The sequence below is a fragment of the Streptomyces sp. NBC_01255 genome, assembly GCF_036226445.1.
Taxonomy (GTDB): domain Bacteria; phylum Actinomycetota; class Actinomycetes; order Streptomycetales; family Streptomycetaceae; genus Streptomyces.
Window position 1 is genome coordinate 4,257,726 of the sequence record NZ_CP108474.1, and the last position, 20,211, is coordinate 4,277,936.

General features: G+C 71.0%; 19 protein-coding genes. 12 read left to right on the forward strand and 7 right to left on the reverse strand.

The genetic code is table 11. The features are described from left to right. Positions 1 to 88: 88 nt before the first annotated feature. Positions 89 to 1,552, forward strand: coding sequence for an aminopeptidase P family protein (locus tag OG357_RS18955; RefSeq protein WP_329622275.1), 1,464 nt, complete (start codon positions 89 to 91; stop codon positions 1,550 to 1,552). Positions 1,553 to 1,659: 107 nt separating this feature from the next. Here the strand turns inward: OG357_RS18955 and OG357_RS18960 are convergent, their stop codons facing one another. Further along, positions 1,660 to 2,109, reverse strand: a complete 450-nt coding sequence (locus OG357_RS18960) for an ATP-binding protein (RefSeq protein WP_329622276.1) — start codon at positions 2,107 to 2,109, stop codon at positions 1,660 to 1,662. A gap of 205 nt (positions 2,110 to 2,314) precedes the next feature. Between OG357_RS18960 and OG357_RS18965 the strand changes: the two genes are divergently transcribed. From OG357_RS18965 to OG357_RS19005, 9 genes are all read left to right on the forward strand, one after another. After that, positions 2,315 to 3,085, forward strand: a complete 771-nt coding sequence (locus OG357_RS18965) for a hypothetical protein (RefSeq protein ID WP_329622277.1) — start codon at positions 2,315 to 2,317, stop codon at positions 3,083 to 3,085. A 113-nt stretch (positions 3,086 to 3,198) separates the two neighbouring features. Next, positions 3,199 to 3,999 carry a YcnI family copper-binding membrane protein gene (locus tag OG357_RS18970; RefSeq protein WP_329622278.1) on the forward strand — a complete coding sequence of 267 codons (801 nt, stop codon included), beginning with the start codon at positions 3,199 to 3,201 and terminating at the stop codon, positions 3,997 to 3,999. Between the two features lie 53 nt (positions 4,000 to 4,052). Beyond that, positions 4,053 to 4,784, forward strand: coding sequence for an SCO family protein (locus OG357_RS18975; protein WP_329622279.1), 732 nt, complete (start codon positions 4,053 to 4,055; stop codon positions 4,782 to 4,784). After that, entirely contained in the window at positions 4,781 to 5,233 is a 453-nt protein-coding gene (locus OG357_RS18980; RefSeq protein WP_329622280.1) for a copper chaperone PCu(A)C, read from the forward strand. Before OG357_RS18975 ends, OG357_RS18980 begins: the two co-directional genes overlap by 4 nt. Before the next feature lie 24 nt (positions 5,234 to 5,257). After that, complete coding sequence (locus OG357_RS18985) at positions 5,258 to 7,210, forward strand: copper resistance protein CopC (RefSeq protein ID WP_329622281.1); 1,953 nt, start codon at positions 5,258 to 5,260, stop codon at positions 7,208 to 7,210. Between the two features lie 5 nt (positions 7,211 to 7,215). Next, complete coding sequence (gene efeB / locus OG357_RS18990) at positions 7,216 to 8,523, forward strand: iron uptake transporter deferrochelatase/peroxidase subunit (protein ID WP_329622282.1); 1,308 nt, start codon at positions 7,216 to 7,218, stop codon at positions 8,521 to 8,523. A 60-nt stretch (positions 8,524 to 8,583) separates the two neighbouring features. Then, positions 8,584 to 9,519: a prephenate dehydratase gene (pheA, locus tag OG357_RS18995; protein ID WP_329622283.1), complete on the forward strand. Its 936-nt coding sequence runs from the start codon at positions 8,584 to 8,586 to the stop codon at positions 9,517 to 9,519. Between the two features lie 484 nt (positions 9,520 to 10,003). Then, complete coding sequence (serS, locus tag OG357_RS19000; protein WP_329622284.1) at positions 10,004 to 11,293, forward strand: serine--tRNA ligase; 1,290 nt, start codon at positions 10,004 to 10,006, stop codon at positions 11,291 to 11,293. Next, the gene (locus OG357_RS19005; RefSeq protein ID WP_329622285.1) at positions 11,290 to 12,096 is read left to right on the forward strand and encodes an HAD family hydrolase; all 807 of its coding nucleotides are present in this window, start codon (positions 11,290 to 11,292) and stop codon (positions 12,094 to 12,096) included. The genes serS and OG357_RS19005 overlap by 4 nt, the downstream gene beginning before the upstream one ends. A gap of 133 nt (positions 12,097 to 12,229) precedes the next feature. Here OG357_RS19005 and OG357_RS19010 read toward each other — a convergent pair whose 3' ends face one another. Both OG357_RS19010 and lpdA read right to left on the reverse strand, forming a co-directional pair. Next, entirely contained in the window at positions 12,230 to 12,907 is a 678-nt protein-coding gene (locus tag OG357_RS19010) for a rhomboid-like protein (RefSeq protein ID WP_329622286.1), read from the reverse strand. A gap of 35 nt (positions 12,908 to 12,942) precedes the next feature. Next, complete coding sequence (gene lpdA / locus OG357_RS19015) at positions 12,943 to 14,346, reverse strand: dihydrolipoyl dehydrogenase (protein ID WP_329622287.1); 1,404 nt, start codon at positions 14,344 to 14,346, stop codon at positions 12,943 to 12,945. 123 nt (positions 14,347 to 14,469) lie between these two features. Here lpdA and OG357_RS19020 point away from each other — a divergent pair, with 123 nt between their 5' ends. Both OG357_RS19020 and OG357_RS19025 read left to right on the forward strand, forming a co-directional pair. Continuing rightward, positions 14,470 to 15,186: a FadR/GntR family transcriptional regulator gene (locus OG357_RS19020; RefSeq protein WP_329622288.1), complete on the forward strand. Its 717-nt coding sequence runs from the start codon at positions 14,470 to 14,472 to the stop codon at positions 15,184 to 15,186. Then, the gene (locus OG357_RS19025) at positions 15,183 to 16,502 is read left to right on the forward strand and encodes a CynX/NimT family MFS transporter (protein ID WP_329622289.1); all 1,320 of its coding nucleotides are present in this window, start codon (positions 15,183 to 15,185) and stop codon (positions 16,500 to 16,502) included. Before OG357_RS19020 ends, OG357_RS19025 begins: the two co-directional genes overlap by 4 nt. 85 nt (positions 16,503 to 16,587) lie before the next feature. Here OG357_RS19025 and OG357_RS19030 read toward each other — a convergent pair whose 3' ends face one another. From OG357_RS19030 to OG357_RS19045, 4 genes are read right to left on the reverse strand one after another with little or no spacing between them, the layout of a single operon-like run. Further along, entirely contained in the window at positions 16,588 to 17,307 is a 720-nt protein-coding gene (locus tag OG357_RS19030; RefSeq protein ID WP_329622290.1) for an ABC transporter permease, read from the reverse strand. A gap of 14 nt (positions 17,308 to 17,321) precedes the next feature. Beyond that, positions 17,322 to 18,233 (reverse strand): ABC transporter ATP-binding protein, encoded by a 912-nt coding sequence (locus tag OG357_RS19035; RefSeq protein ID WP_329622291.1) that lies wholly within the window; start codon positions 18,231 to 18,233, stop codon positions 17,322 to 17,324. Further along, entirely contained in the window at positions 18,230 to 19,141 is a 912-nt protein-coding gene (locus OG357_RS19040) for an ABC transporter permease (protein WP_329622292.1), read from the reverse strand. Before OG357_RS19040 ends, OG357_RS19035 begins: the two co-directional genes overlap by 4 nt. Then, entirely contained in the window at positions 19,138 to 20,103 is a 966-nt protein-coding gene (locus OG357_RS19045) for an ABC transporter ATP-binding protein (RefSeq protein ID WP_317601951.1), read from the reverse strand. Before OG357_RS19045 ends, OG357_RS19040 begins: the two co-directional genes overlap by 4 nt. Between the last annotated feature and the right edge of the window lie 108 nt (positions 20,104 to 20,211).

Consider the following 20,211-nt stretch of genomic DNA (forward strand, 5'->3'; position numbering starts at 1 on the left):
CCGGTAATAGGCCTTCCGGCCCTGGGCCCCCTTCCGTACGACCGTACGATGGTGGGGGTTCAGTGTCGTACCAAGAGGAGGCAGACCCGTGGCCGAGGAGCTCACGCCGGAGACCCCGGAAGAGTCGACCGAAGAGCAGGCGATCAAGCAGCGGAAGAACGGCCTGTACCCGGGCGTGTCCGACGAGCTCGCCGAGAACATGAAGTCCGGCTGGGCCGACACCGAGCTGCGCGATCTCGCGCCCATCGCGCAGGCCGACAAGACCGCCGCGCGCCGTGCCGCGCTGTCCGCCCGCTTCCCGGGCGAGCGTCTGGTGATCCCCGCCGGACAGCTGAAGACCCGGTCGAACGACACCGAGTACGCCTTCCGTGCCTCGACCGAGTACGCGTACCTCACCGGCGACCAGACGCAGGACGGCGTCCTCGTCCTGGAGCCGGCGAAGAGCGGCCACGAGGCCACGATCTACCTGCTGCCGCGCTCCGACCGCGAGAACGGCGAGTTCTGGCTCGACGGCCAGGGCGAGCTGTGGGTCGGCCGCCGTCACTCCCTCACCGAGGCCGAGCAGCTCCTCGGCGTCCCCGCGAAGGACGTCCGCGAGCTGGCCGCCCACCTGAAGGAGGCCACCGGCTCCGTCCGCGCCGTCCGCGGCCACGACGCCGGCATCGAGGCGGCGCTGACCGACAAGGTCACCGCCGAGCGCGACGAGGAGCTGCGCGTCTACCTCTCCGAGGCCCGTCTCATCAAGGACGACTTCGAGGTCGCCGAGCTGAAGAAGGCCTGCGACGCCACCGCCCGCGGCTTCGAGGACGTCGTCAAGGTCCTCGACAAGGCCGAGGCGACCAGCGAGCGCTACATCGAGGGCACGTTCTTCCTGCGCGCCCGCGTCGAGGGCAACGACATCGGCTACGGCTCCATCTGCGCCGCCGGCCCGCACGCCACCACCCTCCACTGGGTGCGCAACGACGGCGACGTCCGCTCCGGCGACCTGCTGCTGCTCGACGCCGGCGTGGAGACCAACGAGCTCTACACCGCGGACATCACCCGCACCCTGCCCATCAACGGCCGGTACACCGAGCTCCAGCGCAAGATCTACGACGCCGTGTACGAGGCGCAGGAAGCCGGCATCGCCGCGGTGAAGCCCGGCGCCGCCTACCGCGACTTCCACGACGCCGCCCAGCGCGTCCTCGCCGAGAAGCTCGTCGAGTGGGGCCTCGTCGAGGGCCCGGTCGAGCGCGTCCTGGAGCTCGGCCTCCAGCGCCGCTGGACCCTGCACGGCACCGGTCACATGCTCGGCATGGACGTCCACGACTGCGCCGCCGCGCGCACCGAGGCGTACGTCGACACGACCCTCGCTCCGGGCATGTGCCTGACCGTCGAGCCGGGTCTGTACTTCCAGGCCGACGACCTGACCGTGCCGGAGGAGTACCGCGGCATCGGCGTCCGGATCGAGGACGACATCCTCGTCACCGACGACGGCAACGTGAACCTCTCGGACGCGCTGCCGCGCCGCTCCGAAGAGGTCGAGGCGTGGATGGCCGGCCTGAAGGGCTGATCTCCGCGATCACGCGTACGTTGGAGACGAAGGGCCCCCGCCGACCGACCGGCGGGGGCCCTTCCCCGTATCCGTACGTTCCTCTCGGGCTCAGGCCATCAGCAGGCTCAGGCCATCAGCAGGGACGGCCCGTCCTTCCACTTCAGGATCTTGTCGAAGCTGACCACCGCGCCGCCCCGGCCCGAGCGATTGCCGAACTGGACGTGATCAGCGAGCTCTTCGATCAGACGCAGCCCCCGGCCGTGCTCGGCGTCGTCCGAGGGGGCCGTCGGCGCCGTCTGAGCGCCCGGGAAGCCCGGGCCTGAGTCCGCGACCTCGATACGGCAGGTCTCGCCGTCCAGATACGCCGTCACCCGGTACGCCCTGCCCGTCCCGCCGGCGTCGCCGTCGCCGCCGTGCTCGACCGCGTTCGCACAGGCCTCGGTCAGCGCCACCGACAGGTCGTACGACACGTCGGGATCGACACCAGCCGTCTCCATCGTGCCCATCAGAAGCCGGCGGGCCAGCGGCACGCTCGCAGCCTCGCGCCGCAGATGCAGTGACCACCAGATGCTCATGCTCCAGCCTCCCGGCAGCGGCTCGACATACCGATACCTATTGCCGGACGGAACCCTTCGTAAGCCCCTGAAGGCGACAAGAGCGCTCGTTCGGCGGATGCACCACGCCGATACGCCGGTGTATGTCGCCCCGAAGACGCCCAAGAACGACCTTCCGGACCTGCCTCATGCCGGGCGTACGCCTGGTGCGATGATGGGCCCCGCCATGACTGCCCCCGCGCTCGCTCCACGGCTGCTGAGGGCCGCGGTGTTCACCGCGGTCTGTGTCGTGCTGTCCGCGCTGGGACACGCCCTCGCCGCCTGTGCGGGCATCGCGCTGTGGACCCTCGTCGCCGGTTTCCTCGGCGTCTTCGGGACCACCCTCCTCTTCACCGGACGCGAACGCTCCCTCGCCTTCGTCGTCGGCGCCCTCGCGGGCGGGCAGCTCGGCCTGCACATCCTCTTCAGCCTGGGGCAGCGCCCCCTCGCGCTGAGCTCCACGGCCGACGACGCGCTCGTGCGGATGGCCGCCAAGCTGGTCTGCGGAGCGGGCACCGGGGCCCTCAGCCCGGCCGACGCCGCCCGGGTCGTCGGCGACGCCGGGCTCGACCCGGCCACCGCCCACGCCCACATGGGGCACGCGACGGCCCCGGCCGCGGGGCTCCTGCCCGGACTGCCGATGCTCCTCGGCCATCTGCTCGCGGCACTCGCCGCGGGCTGGCTGCTGCGCCGCGGCGACCGGGCCCTGGTCCGGCTCGTCCAGCTCTCCGAGCAGGGGGCGACGGAGCTCGCCGAGTGCACCCTCGTGCGCTCGCTGCGGGCCACCCTCCGTCTCGTACGGAGCCTGCTCGCCGGGCTGCCCGCCGCCCCGCACGCCGGATCGCGGCGGCCGGCCCGTACGGCCTTCGACTCCTCGCCGCCGCCCGTGTTCGAGGCGCTCGAGGACACGGTGATCAGGCGCGGCCCTCCGGCCGCCGACTGCGTCCTCGCAGCCTGACGCGGACCGCTCACCAGGAGCGGCGCCGCGTACACCCGCACGCCTCGACAGGGGTACCGCCCCTCGGCGCGCCGGATCCCGCCGTCCTCCTCCGAGCCGGAGTGTCTTCTGCCATGAACGTTTCCCGTCCTGCCTCCTCGCGTCTCTCCGCCGCCACGCGTGTCGCCCTCGCCGGTGGCATCGCGCTCTCCTCCGTCGTGCTGCTGTCCGGCACGGCCTTCGCACACGTCAGCGTGCAGCCGCAGGGCGAGGCCGCCAAGGGCGGCTACGCGACCGTCAACATCAAGGTCCCGAACGAGCGCGACAACGCCTCCACCGTGAAGCTGGAGGTCAACTTCCCGCTCGACCACCCGCTGGCGTCCGTCATGCCGCAGCCCGTCCCCGGCTGGAAGGCCGAGGTGACGAAGAGCAAGCTCAGCAAGCCGCTGGAGCTGCACGGCAAGACGATCAACGAGGCCGTCTCCAAGGTCACCTGGACCGCCGACGGTTCGAAGATCGGCCCCGGCCAGTTCCAGCAGTTCCCGCTCTCCCTCGGCCAGCTGCCCGAGGACACGGACCAGCTCGTGCTCAAGGCCATCCAGACGTACGACAACAAGGAGGTCGTGCGCTGGATCGAGGAGGCGAAGGAGGGCGCGGACGAGCCGCAGAACCCGGCTCCCGTCCTGAAGCTCTCCGCCGCGAGCGGTGACCACCACGGCGCCGCCACCTCCCCGTCGGCCTCGGCCTCGGCTTCCGCCTCCGCTGACGAGAAGGGCGGGCACGACGACAAGGCCGGCGCCCACGAGGAGAAGACGGCCTCCGCCTCTTCCTCCTCCTCCGACACCACGGCCCGGATCCTCGGCGTCATCGGCATCCTCGTCGGCATCGCCGGCGTCGCCTTCGGCGTCCTCGCCGGCCGCCGCCGCTCGGCCTGACGCTCCCCCTTCCTTTTCCCTCCCTCCACCCGACCAGTTCGGAAAGAACCACCATGTCCGCAAAGAAGACACCCACCTCGCAGCCCGGGGACGGCACCGCCCGCCCCGGGCGGCGCACGCCGCTGATCGTCGCGGCGGTCGCGATCGTCGCCGCGCTCGGCATCACCGCGGCCGTCGGCCTCGGCGGCAACGACGACAAGGCCTCCGGCACGGGCTCCAGCTCGGTCGCCGAGGTCTCCGGCGTCGACGACTCCACCAAGGCCGCCACCGTCCTCGACCGGCCGTTCACCAAGCCCTCGCTCGTCCTCACGGACACCAAGGGCCAGAAGTACGACCTGCGCGAGCGGACCAAGGGCAAGGCGACCCTCGTCTACTTCGGCTACACGCACTGCCCCGACGTCTGCCCCATGACGATGAGCAATATCGCCATCGCCATGAAGCAGCTCCCCAAGGCCGACCAGGACAAGCTCCAGGTCGTCTTCGTCACCACCGACCCCGAGCGGGACACCCCGGCCGAGCTCGCCAAGTGGCTGCCCGCCGCCGGCGACCCCTCCTTCACGGGCCTCACCGGCGACTTCTCCGCCATCCAGGCGGGCGCCCGCTCGATGGGCATCGGCATCGACCCGCCGAAGAAGGAGAACGGCAAGGTCGTCTCCATGCACGGCGCCCAGGTGATCGCCTTCTCGCCCACCACCGACCAGGGCTACGTCCTGTACGGCGAGGACACGACCGTCGAGGACTACGCCAAGGATCTGCCGAAGCTCATCAAGGGGGAGAACCCGTGAACCGCCGCACCACCGCCCTGTCCGCCGCCGTGGCCCTCGCCGCCGCACTCGCGCTGACCGGGTGTTCGTCCGACAGTGACGAGCCCGAGCTGAAGGTCAGCGGCGCGTACATGCCGCAGCCCGTGATGGACATGGCCGGCGGCTTCCTCACCATCACCAACGACGGCGGTACGGCGGACAAGCTCACCTCCGTCACCAGCCCCCTCTCTGACGACGTCACGATCCACGAGACGAAGGACCAGAAGATGGTGGAGGTGAAGTCCTTCGACATCCCCGCGAACGGGGAGCTGAAGCTCGAACGCGGCGGCAACCACATCATGTTCATGGAGCTGAAGAAGAAGCCCAAGCAGGGCGAGAAGGTCAGCATCGAGCTCCACTTCGAGAAGTCCGGCCCCATCAAGGTCGACGTTCCCGTCGAGGCAGCCAACCACAACCCGCAGCAGCACTGAGCTCGTTGACGGAGTGACACAGAGATGACAACCACCGCCCCGCGCCTCGGTACCGCCGTGGCCCGGCTGCTGATCCTCGCGGCCGCGCTGCTCGGCACGCTGCTCGCCGGCGCCGCCCCCGCCTCCGCGCATGCGGCGCTCACCGGAAGCGACCCGAGGGACGGGGCGGTGGTCGCCACCGCTCCCAAGGAGGTCAACCTGACCTTCTCCGAGCAGGTCGCGATGAGCGCCGACTCGATCCGGGTCCTCGACCCGGCGGGACGGCGCGCCGACACCGGCGAGATACGCGACCTGTGCAGCGGCGCCGTCGTCCGGTACGGAGTCGGGCTCCGCGCCGGACTGCCGGACGGTACGTACACCGTGGCCTGGCAGACCGTCTCCGCCGACAGCCACCCGATCGCCGGCGCCTTCACCTTCTCCATCGGTGCCCCCTCCGCGACCTCCGTCGCGCTGCCCGAGCAGAACGCCGGCGGCGGACTCGTCGGCACCCTCTACGGCATCGCGCGCTACCTCTCGTACGCCGCCTTCGCCGTCCTCGTCGGCGGCGGCGCCTTCGTCCTGGCCTGCTGGCCGCGGGGGGCGGGCGTCCGCCCGGTCCAGCGGACCGTGGTCCGGGGCTGGCTGACCCTCACCGTCGCCACGCTGGCGATGCTCCTCCTCCGCAACCCGTACACCGGCTCCGGCGAGCTCTCCGACGCCTTCGACCTGGCGGGCCTGAAGTCCGTCCTGGAGACCAAGACCGGGGCCGCGCTCACCTCCCGTCTGCTGCTGCTCGGCGCCGCGGCGCTGTTCGTCGCGGTCCTCTTCGGCTCCTACGCCCGCCGTACCGACCCGAAGGAGAGGAAGGACCTCGCCTTCGGCCTCGGCCTCGGCGGCACGGTCGTCGCCGCCGGGATCGCCGGTACCTGGGCGCTGGCGGAGCACGCGTCGACCGGCATCCAGCCCGGCATCGCCATGCCCGTCGACATCCTGCACCTGCTGGCCGTCGCCGCCTGGCTCGGCGGACTCACGGTGCTGTTCGTCGCCCTCTACCGGACACCCTCCGTCGAGCGCTCGGCGGTGGAACGCTTCTCGAAGGTCGCCTTCGGCTCCGTGGTCGTCCTCGCGGCCACCGGCCTCTACCAGTCCTGGCGCCAGGTCGGCTCCTGGTCCGCACTGACCGGCACCCGCTACGGGCAGCTGCTGCTGGTCAAGATCGGCCTGATGGTCGTCCTCCTCGGCATCGCCTGGATCTCACGCCGCTGGACCCAGCGCCTCGCCGACCCGACGCCCACCGAGGAACCGGTCGCGGAGGCCGAGGCAGCGGAGGAGGCCGAGCTGGCGGAGGAGGCCGAGGCGGCCGAGGTCCTCGTCGGCGCCGCGTCCGAACCCGACCCCGAACCCGACCCCGAGCCGGACCCCGAGCGGGCCGCTCAGCTCGCCCGGCAGCGCGCCGCCGTGGCCACCGCCCGCCGCAAGCGGGAGCGGGATGCCGACCCCGAGCGGGCCGGCCTTCGCCGCTCGGTGCTGACCGAGGCCGCCGTCGCCATCGTCCTCCTCGCCGTGACCACCGTCCTCACCTCCACCGAGCCCGGCCGCACCGAGGAGGAGGCCGGCCGCACCGGCTCCACCGCCGGCTCGGCCGCCGTGCCCGACCGTCCCGTCGACATCCGGCTGCCCTTCGACACCGGCGGCGTCGACGGCAAGGGCGTCGTCCGTCTCAGCCTCGACCCCGGCCGCACCGGCGCCAACGCGCTCCATGTCTTCGTCGAGCGCCCCAACGGCAAGCCTCTGGACGTCCCCGAGATCAAGGTCGCCTTCACCCTGGAGGCCAAGGACGTCGGCCCGCTGCCCGTCGCCCCCGACCGCATCCAGACCGGACACTGGAGCGCGAACGGCGTCCAGATCCCGATGCCCGGCGAGTGGAAGATCCAAGTGACCGTCCGCACCTCCGACATCGACCAGACCACCATCGACAAGAACGTGAAGATCGGCTGACCCTCGTGACCGAGAGCGACAACAGCGGCAACAGCGACAGCCGCGGCGACAACACCCCCGTGGACATCTCCCGGCGGCGCCTGCTCGGCACCGTCGGCGCAGCGGGCGCGGCCGGACTCGTCATCGGCGCGGCCAGTGGCGTCGGGATCTCCTCGGCGGTGTCGGGCGACGACACCACCGCCGGCTTCGGGGCCGGCGGGCCGCAGGCCCTGACCTCCGTCGGCGCGACCGAGGTGATGTTTCACGGGAAACATCAGGCCGGTATCACCAACCCCCTCCAGTCCCGCGGCCATCTCATCGCCTTCGACCTCGCCCCGGGCGCCGGGCGCAAAGAGGCCACCGCCCTGCTGCGCCGCTGGTCGGCCACGGCGAAGGCGCTGATGGCGGGGAAGGCGCCGGCCGAGGACACGGGCATCGCGCTCGACGCCGGGCCCTCCTCCCTCACGGTCACCTTCGGCTTCGGCCGTACCTTCTTCGACCGCACCGGACTGGCCGCCCGACGCCCCACCCAGCTCGACCCGCTGCCCGCCTTCTCCTCCGACGCCCTCGATGCCCGGCGCTCCGAGGGCGACCTGTGGGTGCAGATCGGCGCCGACGACGCCCTCGTCGCCTTCCACGCGCTGCGGGCCGTCCAGAAGGACGCGGGCGACGCGGCCCGGGTGCGCTGGCAGATGAACGGCTTCAACCGCTCGGCCGGTGCCACCGCCCAGCCGATGACCGCGCGCAACCTCATGGGGCAGGTCGACGGCACGGGCAACCCGAAGCCCACCGAGCCCGACTTCGACCAGCGGATCTTCGTCCAGACCGGCGCCACGGGCGCCCAGGAGTGGATGGCCGGCGGTTCGTACGCGGTGGTGCGGCGGATCCGGATGCTGCTCGACGACTGGGAGAAGCTGCCGCTGGACCGGCAGGAGCAAGTGATCGGCCGCCGGAAGTCCGACGGTGCCCCGCTCAGCGGCGGCACCGAGACCACCGAGCTCGATCTGAACAAGGTCGGTACGGACGGCATGCCGGTGATCCCGGCCGACGCCCACTCCCGGATCTCCGCCCCCGAACAGAACGGCGGGGCGGCGATGCTCCGCCGGCCCTTCTCCTTCCACGACGGGATCGGCCCGGACGGGACACCGGACGCCGGACTCCTCTTCGTCTGCTGGCAGGCCGATCCGCTCCGGGGATTCGTCCCGGTGCAGCGCAAGCTCGACCGGGGCGACGCGCTGTCCCGGTTCATCCGGCACGAGTCGAGCGGCCTCTTCGCGGTCCCGGGCGGCCCCGCCGAGGGCGAGTACGTGGGCCAGCGGCTCCTGGAGGCGTAACCGGCCGAGATGTCGTCCAAGCGGGCGGCCCCCGCGCCCGGCGACCATTAGGGTGACGGTATGTCCGCCACCCGGTTCACGTATCTCGGTCCCGAAGGCACCTTCACAGAGGCCGCGCTGCGTACGCTGCCTGAGGCCGCGACCCGGGAGCTCGTCCCGATGCTCTCGGTCCCGGCCGCGCTCGACGCCGTACGGAACGGGGAGGCCGCCGCCGCGCTCGTACCGATCGAGAACTCGGTCGAGGGCGGGGTGACCGCGACGCTGGACGAGCTGGCCTCCGGCGAGCCGCTGATGATCTACCGCGAGGTGCTGCTGCCGATCGCCTTCGCGCTGCTGGTGCGGCCCGGGACCAAGCTCTCGGAGATCAAGACGGTCACGGGTCATCCCGTGGCCCAGCCGCAGGTCAGGAACTGGCTGCGCGCGCACCTGCCCGATGCCCTGTGGGAGTCGGCCGCGTCGAACGCGGACGGGGCTCGGCTGGTCCAGGAGGGCCGGTTCGACGCCGCCTTCGCGGGCGAGTTCGCGGCGGTGACCTACGGTCTGGAGCCGCTGGTCAAGGAGATCCACGACGCGGAGAACGCCGAGACGCGGTTCGTGCTCGTGGGCCGGCCGGCCCGCCCGGCGGCTCCGACCGGCGCGGACAAGACCTCGGTGGTGCTGTGGCTGGGTGACGATCATCCGGGTGCCCTCCTCGAACTGCTCCAGGAATTCGCGGTGCGCGGGGTGAACCTGATGCTGATCCAGTCCCGGCCCACGGGAGCGGGGATCGGGAACTACTGCTTCGCCGTGGACGCCGAGGGCCATATCTCGGACCGCCGGGTGGGCGAGGCGCTGATGGGGCTCAAGCGGAACTGCCCCAAGGTGCGCTTCCTCGGCTCGTACCCGCGGGCGGGCGTCGCGGTGGGGGACGTGTCGGCGCTGCGGCGCGGGACGTCGGACGGGGACTTCACGGCGGCCTCCGACTGGCTGGCGAGGGCCCAGGACGGTCGGGCCTGACCCGATACTGACCGACCGCTCCCGCCGCCGGGGGCGGTCGTCCACAGGTACGAACAACTAGTCCTACCTGCATACTTTTCAGTTACCCACAGAGGTTATCCACAGGGCTCTGCTCGACCTGGGGACAAGTCGACATCACAATCCGACATGGTCGACAAATCACCCCAGCTACCTTCAGCCGCGCCCGAGCCGTCCACAGTGCGCCGATGACGCATCCGTCAGCGCGTTTCCGCGGATCAACTCTTTGGAGCGAGCAATTCCCACCCGAATGAGTGGGCAAATGGCGTTTGATCACGGAATTGCCAGGCCCGCCGCGCGGAATCCCCGCGATCTTCCCCGTAGTCCACAGAACTTCCGCACAGCCTGTGGATAAGTGAATGCGGTGGCCCGTGATCCGCTTTTCCCTGAGCGGCAATTCGGGCAAAACAACACGCGCGACCTTATGCGGTGGGGGCGCGCAAGCGGGCACCGGTAGCCTGGTGGGGTGATTGACCTTCGCCTGCTCCGTGAGGACCCCGACCGTGTTCGCGCCTCCCAGCGCGCCCGTGGAGAGGACGTCGCGCTCGTCGACGCCCTGCTCTCCGCCGATGAGCGGCGCAGGTCGTCCGGCGTCCGCTTCGACGAGCTCCGATCCGAGCAGAAGGCGCTCGGAAAGCTGATCCCCAGGGCCACGCCCGAGGAGCGCACCGAGCTCCTGCAGAAGGCCGAGCAGCTCAAGACTGACGTCAAGGCCGCCGAGGCCGAACAGAACGAGGCCGACGAGACGGCCAAGCGGCTCCTGCTCCAGCTCGGGAACATCGTCCACACGGACGTCCCGGTCGGCGGCGAGGAGGACTTCGTCGTCCTGGAGACGCACGGCACCATCCGCGACTTCGCGGCCGAGGGCTTCGAGCCCAAGGACCACCTGGAGCTCGGCGAAGCGCTCGGCGCCATCGACGTCGAGCGTGGCGCCAAGGTCTCCGGCTCGCGCTTCTACTACCTGACCGGCGTGGGCGCCCTCCTGGAGCTCGCCCTGGTCAACGCGGCGATCGCCCAGGCCACCGAGGCCGGCTTCATCCCGATGCTGACCCCGGCGCTGGTCCGCCCGCGCGCCATGGAGGGCACCGGCTTCCTCGGCCAGGCCGCGGAGAACGTGTACCACCTGGAGAACGACGACCTCTACCTGGTCGGCACCTCCGAGGTCCCGCTCGCCGCGTACCACATGGACGAGATCATCGACGCGGACAAGCTGCCGCTGCGCTACGCCGGCTTCTCCCCGTGCTTCCGCCGCGAGGCCGGCACGTACGGCAAGGACACCCGCGGCATCTTCCGCGTCCACCAGTTCGACAAGGTCGAGATGTTCTCGTACGTCGCGCCCGAGGACGCGGAGAACGAGCACAAGCGGCTCCTGGACTGGGAGAAGCAGTGGCTGACCGCTCTGGATCTGCCGTTCCAGGTCATCGACGTCGCCACCGGTGACCTCGGCGCCTCCGCCTCCCGCAAGTTCGACTGCGAGGCGTGGATCCCGACCCAGGGCAAGTACCGCGAGCTGACCTCCGCCTCGAACTGCAACAGCTTCCAGGCCCGCCGCCTCTCCGTCCGCATGCGCGACGAGCAGGGCGGCAAGAAGACCGTGCAGCCGCTGGCCACCCTGAACGGCACGCTGTGCGCCGTACCGCGCACGATCGTGGCGATCCTGGAGAACCACCAGCTGCCCGACGGCTCGGTGCGCGTGCCCGAGATCCTGCGGCCGTACCTGGGCGGGCGCGAGGTCCTGGAGCCGATCGCCAAGTGAGCCCCTTCCCCTACCGCCTGGTGGCGACGGACCTCGACGGCACGCTGCTGCGCGCCGACGAGTCCGTCTCCGGCCGCACGCGGGACGCGCTCGCCGCCGTGACCGAGGCGGGCGCCGCGCACATCGTCGTCACCGGCCGGGCGGTTCCCTGGACGCGGCACATCCTCGACGACCTCGGCTACGAGGGGATCGCGGTGTGCGGGCAGGGCGCGCAGGTCTACCACGCCGGTGAGCACCGGCTGCTGACCTCGCTCACCCTGGACCGGCAGCTCGCCGGGCTCGCGCTCTCCAAGATCGAGGCGGAGATCGGCCCGCTGGCGCTGGCCGCCAGTCGCGACGGTCTGGAGGGCGAGGTCCTGATGGGCCCCGGCTACCAGGTCCACGAGGGGCGCCTGCCGTACGTCCCGTACGAGGACCCTGCGGAGCTGTGGGCGGCGCCGCTGACCAAGCTCTACGTCCAGCACCCGGAGCTGAGCGACGACGAGCTGACGCGGATCGCGCGCGAGACGGTCGGCGGGCTCGTGGACGTCGTCATGGCCGGGCCGGGGATCGTGGAGATCCTCCCGCTCGGTCTGAGCAAGGCGACGGGGCTCTCCCTGGCCGCGCGCCGGCTGGGCGTGAAGGCCGCGGAGACGATCGCCTTCGGCGACATGCCGAACGACATCCCGATGTTCGCCTGGGCGGCCCACGGTGTGGCGATGGGCAACGCGCATGAGGAACTGCAGGCGGTGGCGGACGAGGTGACCTCGTCGAACGAGGAGGACGGCATCGCGGTCGTCCTGGAGCGCCTGCTGAGCGCCTGAGCTTCCTGGACACCGAAGAAGGCCCGCTCCCCTCAAGGGAGCGGGCCTTCGACGTTCACGGCCTCGCACGGACGTACACGTACGCGCGCTCGAAGCGGCCGCTTCCGGGAGATCCCCCGTTTCCCCCGCACGACTAGTGTGCGCCGGTGCGCTGTTCGGGAGCGACTGGTTTTCCTCGGGTCAGCGGATAGCAGGCGAGCCCGATCGCCAGGGAGATCGCGTGGCCGAGATCGGTGTACGTGCGGCCGGCCACCAGCGGCACGAGGAAGAAGGCGACGGCTCCCGCGAGGTAGAACCAGCGCCAGGGCCGGGGCAGCCGGTAGGTCAGGATGCCCACGGAGGCGGCGAGCCCGTAGCTGACCCCGATGTCGACGACGTGCGCCATGCTGCGCGGCACGTCGTGGTCGCGGATGGCGTCCAGGACGACCTGCTGGCTGATGAGGGTCGCCGCGATGTGCGCCGTGGCCACGGTGAAGAGCCACTTCGGCGTGCCGAGCCACCGCTCCACCGGGGCGTGGAAGAGCTCGAAGAGGACCGCGTAGAGCAGCAGGTCCGCCGGGTCCTCGATCCAGAACGCGCTGCCGAGCAGAGCCCGCGCCGGGTGGTGCGCGAGCTGGTGGAGGTTGCTGCTGTTGCGGTGGAGGAGATAGCTCTCCAGGCCGTCGGGCGAGAGCGCGATGACGAGGCTCGTGATCGCGATGACCAGCAGCCAGACATGCGTACCGGGTGACGAACGCACCCACGACCTGATCGGTCGGGATGGTTCGCCACCCGGAGAGGCGTCGCTGTCCGGGGATTCTCTATTCGGCACCTTTCAGTGCCTATCACCCGGAACCGTGAGAAACCTTAGAAATTGATCATGTGTCCGGCAATGCCGTGGATCGCTTCCTTCACGGCCTCGCCCAGCGTCGGGTGCGCGTGGACGTTCCGCGCGACCTCGTGGACCGTGAGGTCCCACTGCTGGGCCAGCGTCAGCTCGGGCAGCAGCTCGGTGACGTCGGGGCCGATCAGGTGGGCGCCGATGATCTCGCCGTGCGTCCCGTCGGCGATGATCTTGACGAAGCCCGTGGCGTCGCCGAGGCCGTGTGCCTTGCCGTTCGCGACGAACGGGAACTTGGCGACCTTGACGTCGAAGCCCTTCTCGCGGGCCTGCGCCTCGGTCCAGCCGAAGCTGGCGATCTGCGGCTGGCAGTAGGTCGCGCGCGGGATCATCGGGTAGTCGAGCTCCATCGTCTCGGCGTCCCCGATGGTCTCGGCCGCGATGACGCCCATGGCCTCGGCCGTGTGCGCGAGCATCAGCTTCGCGGTCACGTCACCGATGGCGTAGATGTGCGGCACGGAGGTGCGGCAGCGGCCGTCGACGTCGATCGCGCCGCGCTCGGTCAGCGCGACACCGGTGGCCTCCAGGCCGTAGCCGGTGACGTTCGGGGCGAAGCCGATGGCCTGAAGGACCTTGTCGGCCTCCAGGACCTTCTGGGCCCCGTCCTTGCCGGTGACGGTGACGCGGACCTGCGGGCCGGACTCGTCGATGGCCTCGACACGGGTGGAGGTCAGGACGTCGATGCCGAGCTTGCGGTACTGCTTCGCCAGCTCCTTGGAGACCTCTTCGTCCTCCAGCGGGGCGATGCGGTCGAGGAACTCGACGATGGTGACCTTGGTGCCGTAGTTGTTCAGCACGTACGCGAACTCGATGCCGATCGCGCCGGCGCCGGCGATGACGATCGACTGCGGGGCGTCCTCGGCGAGGATCTGCTCCTCGTACGACACGACGCGCTCACTGCGGGCGGTGCCCGGCAGCAGGCGCGGGGTGGCGCCGGTGGCGATGATGCAGTTGTCGAAGGTGATCGTCTCCGAGGTGCCGTCGGCCTTGGCCACCTGGAGGGTGTTCGCGTCGAGGAAGGTGCCCCGGCCGTCGAACTCGGTGATCCCGTTCTTCTTCATGAGGAAGTGGACGCCCTTGACCCGGCCGTCCGCGACCGAGCGGCTGCGGCGGAAGGCGTCGCCGTAGTCGAAGGTGACACTGCCGTCGACCTTGATGCCGAAGGTCTTCGCCTCGTGGTTGAAGATGTGGGCGAGTTCGGCGTTGCGCAGCAGCGCCTTGGTGGGGATGCAGCCGACGTTCAGGCAGACACCGCCCCAGTACTTCTCCTCGACGACCGCGACCCGCTTGCCCAGCTGGGCGGCGCGGATGGCGGCGACGTAGCCGCCGGGGCCAGCTCCGAGTACGACGACGTCGAAGCGGTCTGACATGACTGACTCCCGAGGGTGGTGAGGGTGTTCGGTCCGCGTACGGCCCCACAGTAGTCCGGTGTCCCCCACATGGTCAGTTGTAGGATGACTGGGCAACCGGGCGAATAGAGGGGTCGTAACGGCATGGCGCTCAAGGCGGCGGGGCGGACCTCGCTGGTGGACTCCGTCGTGGAACAGCTGCGTGCGCAGCTCGCGGACGGGGAGTGGGCGGTCGGCGACCGCATCCCCACCGAGCACGAGCTCGCCCAGCAGCTCGGCGTGGGCCGCAACACCGTCCGCGAGGCGGTCCGGGTCCTCGTCCACGCCGGTCTCCTGGAGTCCCGGCAGGGCAACGGCACCTTCGTCAGGTCGACCGCCGATCCTGCCGCCGTGCTGTCCGGGGTGCGCCACGCGGGCGCGGCGGACGTGATCGAGCTGCGGATCGCCCTGGAGGCGGAGGCCGCCCGGCTCGCGGCGGTGCGCCGGGACACCCACGACCTGGTGCGGCTGCGGGCGGCCCTCACCACCCTGCGAGAGGAGGGTGACCGGGACGCGGACGCGGACCTCGCCTTCCACCTGGCGGTCGTGGGCGCGACGCACAACGCGGCCTTCGTCGAGGTGTACCGCTTCTTCTCGGCGCAGGTGCACGAGGTGCTGGTGGAGGCGCTCGGCGACCGGGAGATGCCGCCGGTCGACATGGACACCCACGAGGCCCTGGCGGCGGCGATCGAGGCGGGCGACCCGGAGGAGGCGGAGCGTCAGGCGCGGGAGCTGCTGCGGGTGCCGATGGAGGCGGTCGTGGCGCTGACGGACGAACAGAAGCGGTCGGGGAGCGCGGGGAAGACGGGGGAGAGCCGGTGAGCGGGGAGATACGGACGCCGGATCATGCCCCGGTGGGCGTGCTGGTCGACGCCGAGGCCGGGGCCGATGCCGGGGCAGGGGGCGGGGCAGGGGCCGGGGGCCTCGCCTCAGCCGAGGGCGTGGCGGCCCGGCGCGCGCTGCTCGCCCACCCGGCGGTGCTCCTCGTCGGGATCGTGCTGGCCTCGCTGAACATGCGGGCCTCGCTGGCGAGCGTGGCGCCCCTGGTGGGCGAGATCTCCACCGCCCTCGGTCTGTCCTCGACGGCGAGCTCGCTCCTCACCTCGGTCCCGGTGCTCTTCCTGGGCCTGGGCGCGCTGGTCGCGCCGTGGCTGGGGCGCCGCTTCGGCGCCGAGCGGGTGCTGTTCGCCGCGCTCCTCCTGCTCGCCGTCGGCATCCTCGCGCGCGTGCTGCCGTCCGTGTACGCGCTCTACGGCGGCGGGATCCTCGTCGGCACCGCGATCGCCCTGCTCAACGTCCTGATGCCCAGCCTGATCAAGCGGGACTTCCCCGACCGGGCCGCGGCGATGACCTCCGTCTACACGGGCGCGATGATCGCCGGCGCGACGGTGGCGGCGGCGGCCGCGGTGCCGCTCGAGGAGACCCTCGGCGGCGGCTGGAAGGCCTCGCTCGGCGTCTGGTCGCTGCTCGCCATGGTCGCGGCGGTGGCCTGGCTGCCGCAGGTGCTGATCGCCAGGGGCCGTACGGGCCACGGGGTACGGGCCGTCCCGGCCGGCGACGCCCGACCGGTGAGCCTCTGGCGCTCGCCGCTGGCCTGGCAGGTGACCCTGTTCATGGGCATGCAATCGGTCTGGACGTACGTGCTGATCGCCTGGATGCCGACGATCTTCACCGACCACGGGATGAGCCGCTCCACGGCCGGGGTGGTCTTCGCCTTCAACACCCTCACCCAGATCGTGGGCGCCTTCGCGGTGCCGCTGCTCGCCGGCCGGACGCGGAGTCAGCGGCCGCTGATCGTCCTGGTCACGGCGCTGGTCGCGGCCGGTTACGTCGGTCTGCTCGTCGCGCCGGTCGAGGGCGCCTGGCTCTGGTCGGGCGTACTCGGCGTCGGCCAGGGCGGTGCGCTGGGCCTCGCCCTGACCCTGATCGTGCTGCGCTCGGGGGACGCGGCGACCGCGTCCCGGCTGTCCGGGATGGCCCAGTCGGTCGGCTATCTGCTCGGCGCGGCGGGTCCGCTGGCCGCCGGCGCCCTGCACCAGGCCACCGGCTCCTGGACCCTGCCGATCGCCCTGGTCCTGGGCGTCTGCGCGGTGGCCCTCGCGGTGGGTCTCCTCGCGGCCCGGGACCGGGTGGTCTGAAAGGGGCGCGGCACGGCTCCGGGAGGGCCTCCCGGAGCCGTGCGACGACCTTCGGAGTCGTACCGACTCCGCATGGTCCCGGGGCCTACTCCTCGCCCGCCAGGGTCAGCGTCCGCAGCTTGTGGCCGGCGAACCAGGTCGCCACGACCGTGACCGCCACGAGGAGGACGGTCGCCGTGGTGAGACCGACCTCGGAGTCGATCAGACCGTCACCGGTGACCTTCTCCGCGAGGGCGAGCGACCACTGCTGGACGCTCAGGGTCTTGGCGCCGGAGATCAGGGAGCCGAAGAGGGTCTCCCAGACCAGCGCGTAGACGAGGCCGATGACCACCGCGTGCCGGCTGACCGTGCCGAGCAGCAGGAACAGCGCGCTGTAGGCGATGGAGGCCACCAGGGCCGCCACCGTGTACGCGATCGCCACCTGCTGGCCGTTGCCGTTGAGGACGAATCCGGCGATGAACGTCGGCACCGCCGAGAAGACCATGGTCACGGCGATCGCCACGATGAGCTTCGTGAAGATGATCGAGGACCGCTTCACCGGCTTGGACAGCAGGTAGACGATCGAGCCGTCGTCGATCTCCGGCCCGATCGCGCCCGTCCCGGCGATCACGCCGATCAGCGGCACCATCGTGGCCAGCGCGAAGCCGCCCAGGACGTCGGCGGCGACCTGGTCGTCCGCGCCGTTGAAGGCCCGGACCGCCGCCGCGATGAGCACCAGCAGGGCGGGCAGCAGGAAGAGGATCAGCGCCCGTCGGCGGCCGAGGAGTGCCCGGTAGGTGAGCCGGGCGACTGTGGGGTTGTACATCGGTCAGGCTCCTTTCAGGCCGCGACGAGGTACGAGAAGACCGATTCGAGGGACTCGTCCGAGGGCGAGACCGTCAGGAGGCGGATGCCCTGGTCCTTCGCGACCCTGGGCAGCAGCTCCGTGAACCGCCCGAAGTCCACCGCCTGGACGCGCAGTCCGCCTTCCACCTGGTCGACCTCGATCCCGGCCGTGGACGGGTCGGCGATCAGCGCGGCGGCCAGCGCCCGGTCGTCGCTGGAGCGGACGAGATAGCGGTGCGGCCGGTCCGTCATGAGCCGGCGGATCTTGCGGAAGTCGCCGGAGGCCGCGTGCCGCCCGGCCACGATCACCTCGATGTGGGAGGCGAGCTGCTCGACCTCCTCCAGGATGTGCGAGGAGAAGAGGACCGTGCGGCCCTCCGCGCCCATCCGCCGCAGCAGGTCCATCAACTGCATGCGCTGGCGCGGGTCCATGCCGTTGAACGGCTCGTCCAGGAGGAGCACGGACGGCTCGTGCACGAGGGCCGAGGCCATCTTCACGCGCTGCCGCATGCCCTTGCTGTACGTGGAGATCTTGCGGTCCTGGGCGTACTCCATCTCGACCGTGGCGAGGGCCGCCTGGGCCTCCTTGTCGCCGAGGCCCTGGAGCTCCGCGTTGGCCACGACGAACTCGCGACCGGTGAGGAAGTCGTACATCGCCTCCCGCTCGGGGACGACACCGATCTGGCGGTAGACGGACTCGTTCCCCCAGATCTTCTGCCCGTCGAGCGTGACGCTGCCGGTGGAGGGGTCGAGGAAGCCGCCCATCATGTTGATCAGGGTGGACTTCCCGGCGCCGTTCGGTCCGAGGAGGCCGGTGACGCCCGGGCCCACCGACATCGTGACGTCGTTCACGGCCACGACGTTTCCGAACCAGCGGGAGACGTGGTCGATGTGGAGGGTTGTCACAGCCCGACCTTTCGGTAGCGGCGCATCAGGATGCCGTACGAGCCGGCGATGAGCGCGAGGACGACCAGCACGTAGACCACGCCGGCACCGGTGCTCGGACCCCCGAGTTCGGGGAAGCCCGGAGGGGCACCCAGGAAGGCGCTCTGCACGCCGTCGATGAGGGTCATCGGCGAGAAGAGGCCGAGCCACTGGATGGCCCCCTCGTTCTCGGTGGCGAAGGCGATGCCCATGAGGGTGGAGACCGCCCCGTACGAGACGGTCAGGACGGCGATCACGGCGGCGACGCCGAAGCCGCGGCGCGGGGTGAGGGCCGCCATGACGAGGCCGATGCCGCCGAAGAGCACCGAGAGCAGGGCCACGGAGACGAGCCCCTGGCCGAACATCTTGGTCTGCTCGGCGAAGTCCATCTTGGCGAGCAGCGAGCCGATCCAGAGGATCAGCAGCGGCGAGGCGGTCAGGATGAAGAGCGCCGAGGCCATCGCGCCGAGCTTGGCGAGGACGTAGTCCGCGCGCTCGATCGGGCGGGAGAAGTACAGCGGCACCGTCCGGAACCGGAGGTCCCGGGAGACGGACTGCGGTGCCTGCGAGGCCAGGTAGATGCTGATGACGACCTGGAGGTAGATCGCGTACTGCGTGTACTCGATCGACAGCTTGGACTGCTTCCCGACCACGGCGACCGCGACGAGGATCAGCGCCGGGACGCACATCACGGCGAAGAGGAGCATCGGCAGCACCTTCGACTTGGCGCTGCGGCCGAGGCCGTAGGCACCGCGCAGGGACTGCGAGAAGAGCGACCGGCGCGCGTAGGCCCGGCCGAGGCGCGGGCCGTCGTAGGACCGGTAGCCGATGTTGTGGATCTGCGTCGTGTCGGGAGCGGCCTGGGAGGGGTGGGGCAGCTGGGTGCTCATCGGGCCGGCACCTCCTCGTGCCGCGGGGGCGTCTCGGGCCGGAAGACCTCGGCGATGTGGTGGCGGCGCTGCTCCATGCGGACGAGACCGAGGCCGAGACCGGCGACGGTGTCCCGCACGAGGTCGTACGTCTCCTCGCCGGCCGCCTCCAGGAGCAGGATGTGGCCGGCGCCCGGCAGACCGTCCTCCACGCCCGCGTGGAGGGTGACGCCGGCGTCGGTGAGGGCCGCGCGGAGCGCCCCCGTGCCGTCGGGGTGGGTGTCGGAGTCGGTGACCTCGACCGCGAGCGTCGTTGTGGTCCGGGTGAAGTCGCTGGTGGAGCTGGAGCGGAGCAGCTGCCCGCCGTCGATGACGACGACGTGGTCGCAGGTGCGCTCCAGCTCGCCGAGGAGATGCGAGGTCACGAGGACGGAGATGCCGAAGTCGGTCCAGACGCGGCGGATCAGTCCGAGCATCTCGTCGCGGCCGACCGGGTCGAGGCCGTTGGTCGGCTCGTCGAGGAGGACCAGCTTCGGGTCGTGGACGAGGGCCTGCGCGAGCTTCACCCGCTGCTTCATGCCCGTCGAGTAGCCGCCGATGGGGCGGTAGCGCTCCTCGTACAGGCCGACGTGACGGAGGGTGTCGGCGGTCCGCTCCCGGGCGGCGGTCGCGGGCAGGCCCGACATCCGCGCCATGTGGACGACGAACTCGGTGGCCGAGACGTCCGGGGGCAGGCAGTCGTGCTCCGGCATGTAGCCGACCTGCTCACGGATCTGCGCGCCGGAGGTGCTGACGTCGAGGCCGAGCACCTCGGCGCGGCCCTCCGTGGCGGGGGCGAGTCCGAGCAGGATTTTGATCATGGTGGACTTGCCGGCTCCGTTGGCACCCACGAGTCCGGTCACACCGGGCCCGATGTCCAGGGAGAGCCGGTCAAGAGCGGTCACCCGGGGGAACCGCTTGCTGAGGCTTTCGGTCGCGATCACAGTCACAGTGACGACGGTAGTGGTGTGCGCCACAGCGGTCGTCAGCCCAACGGCTCGATCCTTCTCCGACCAGAGGAGTACAAGCCCGTAAGGGGGTCGCGACGAAAG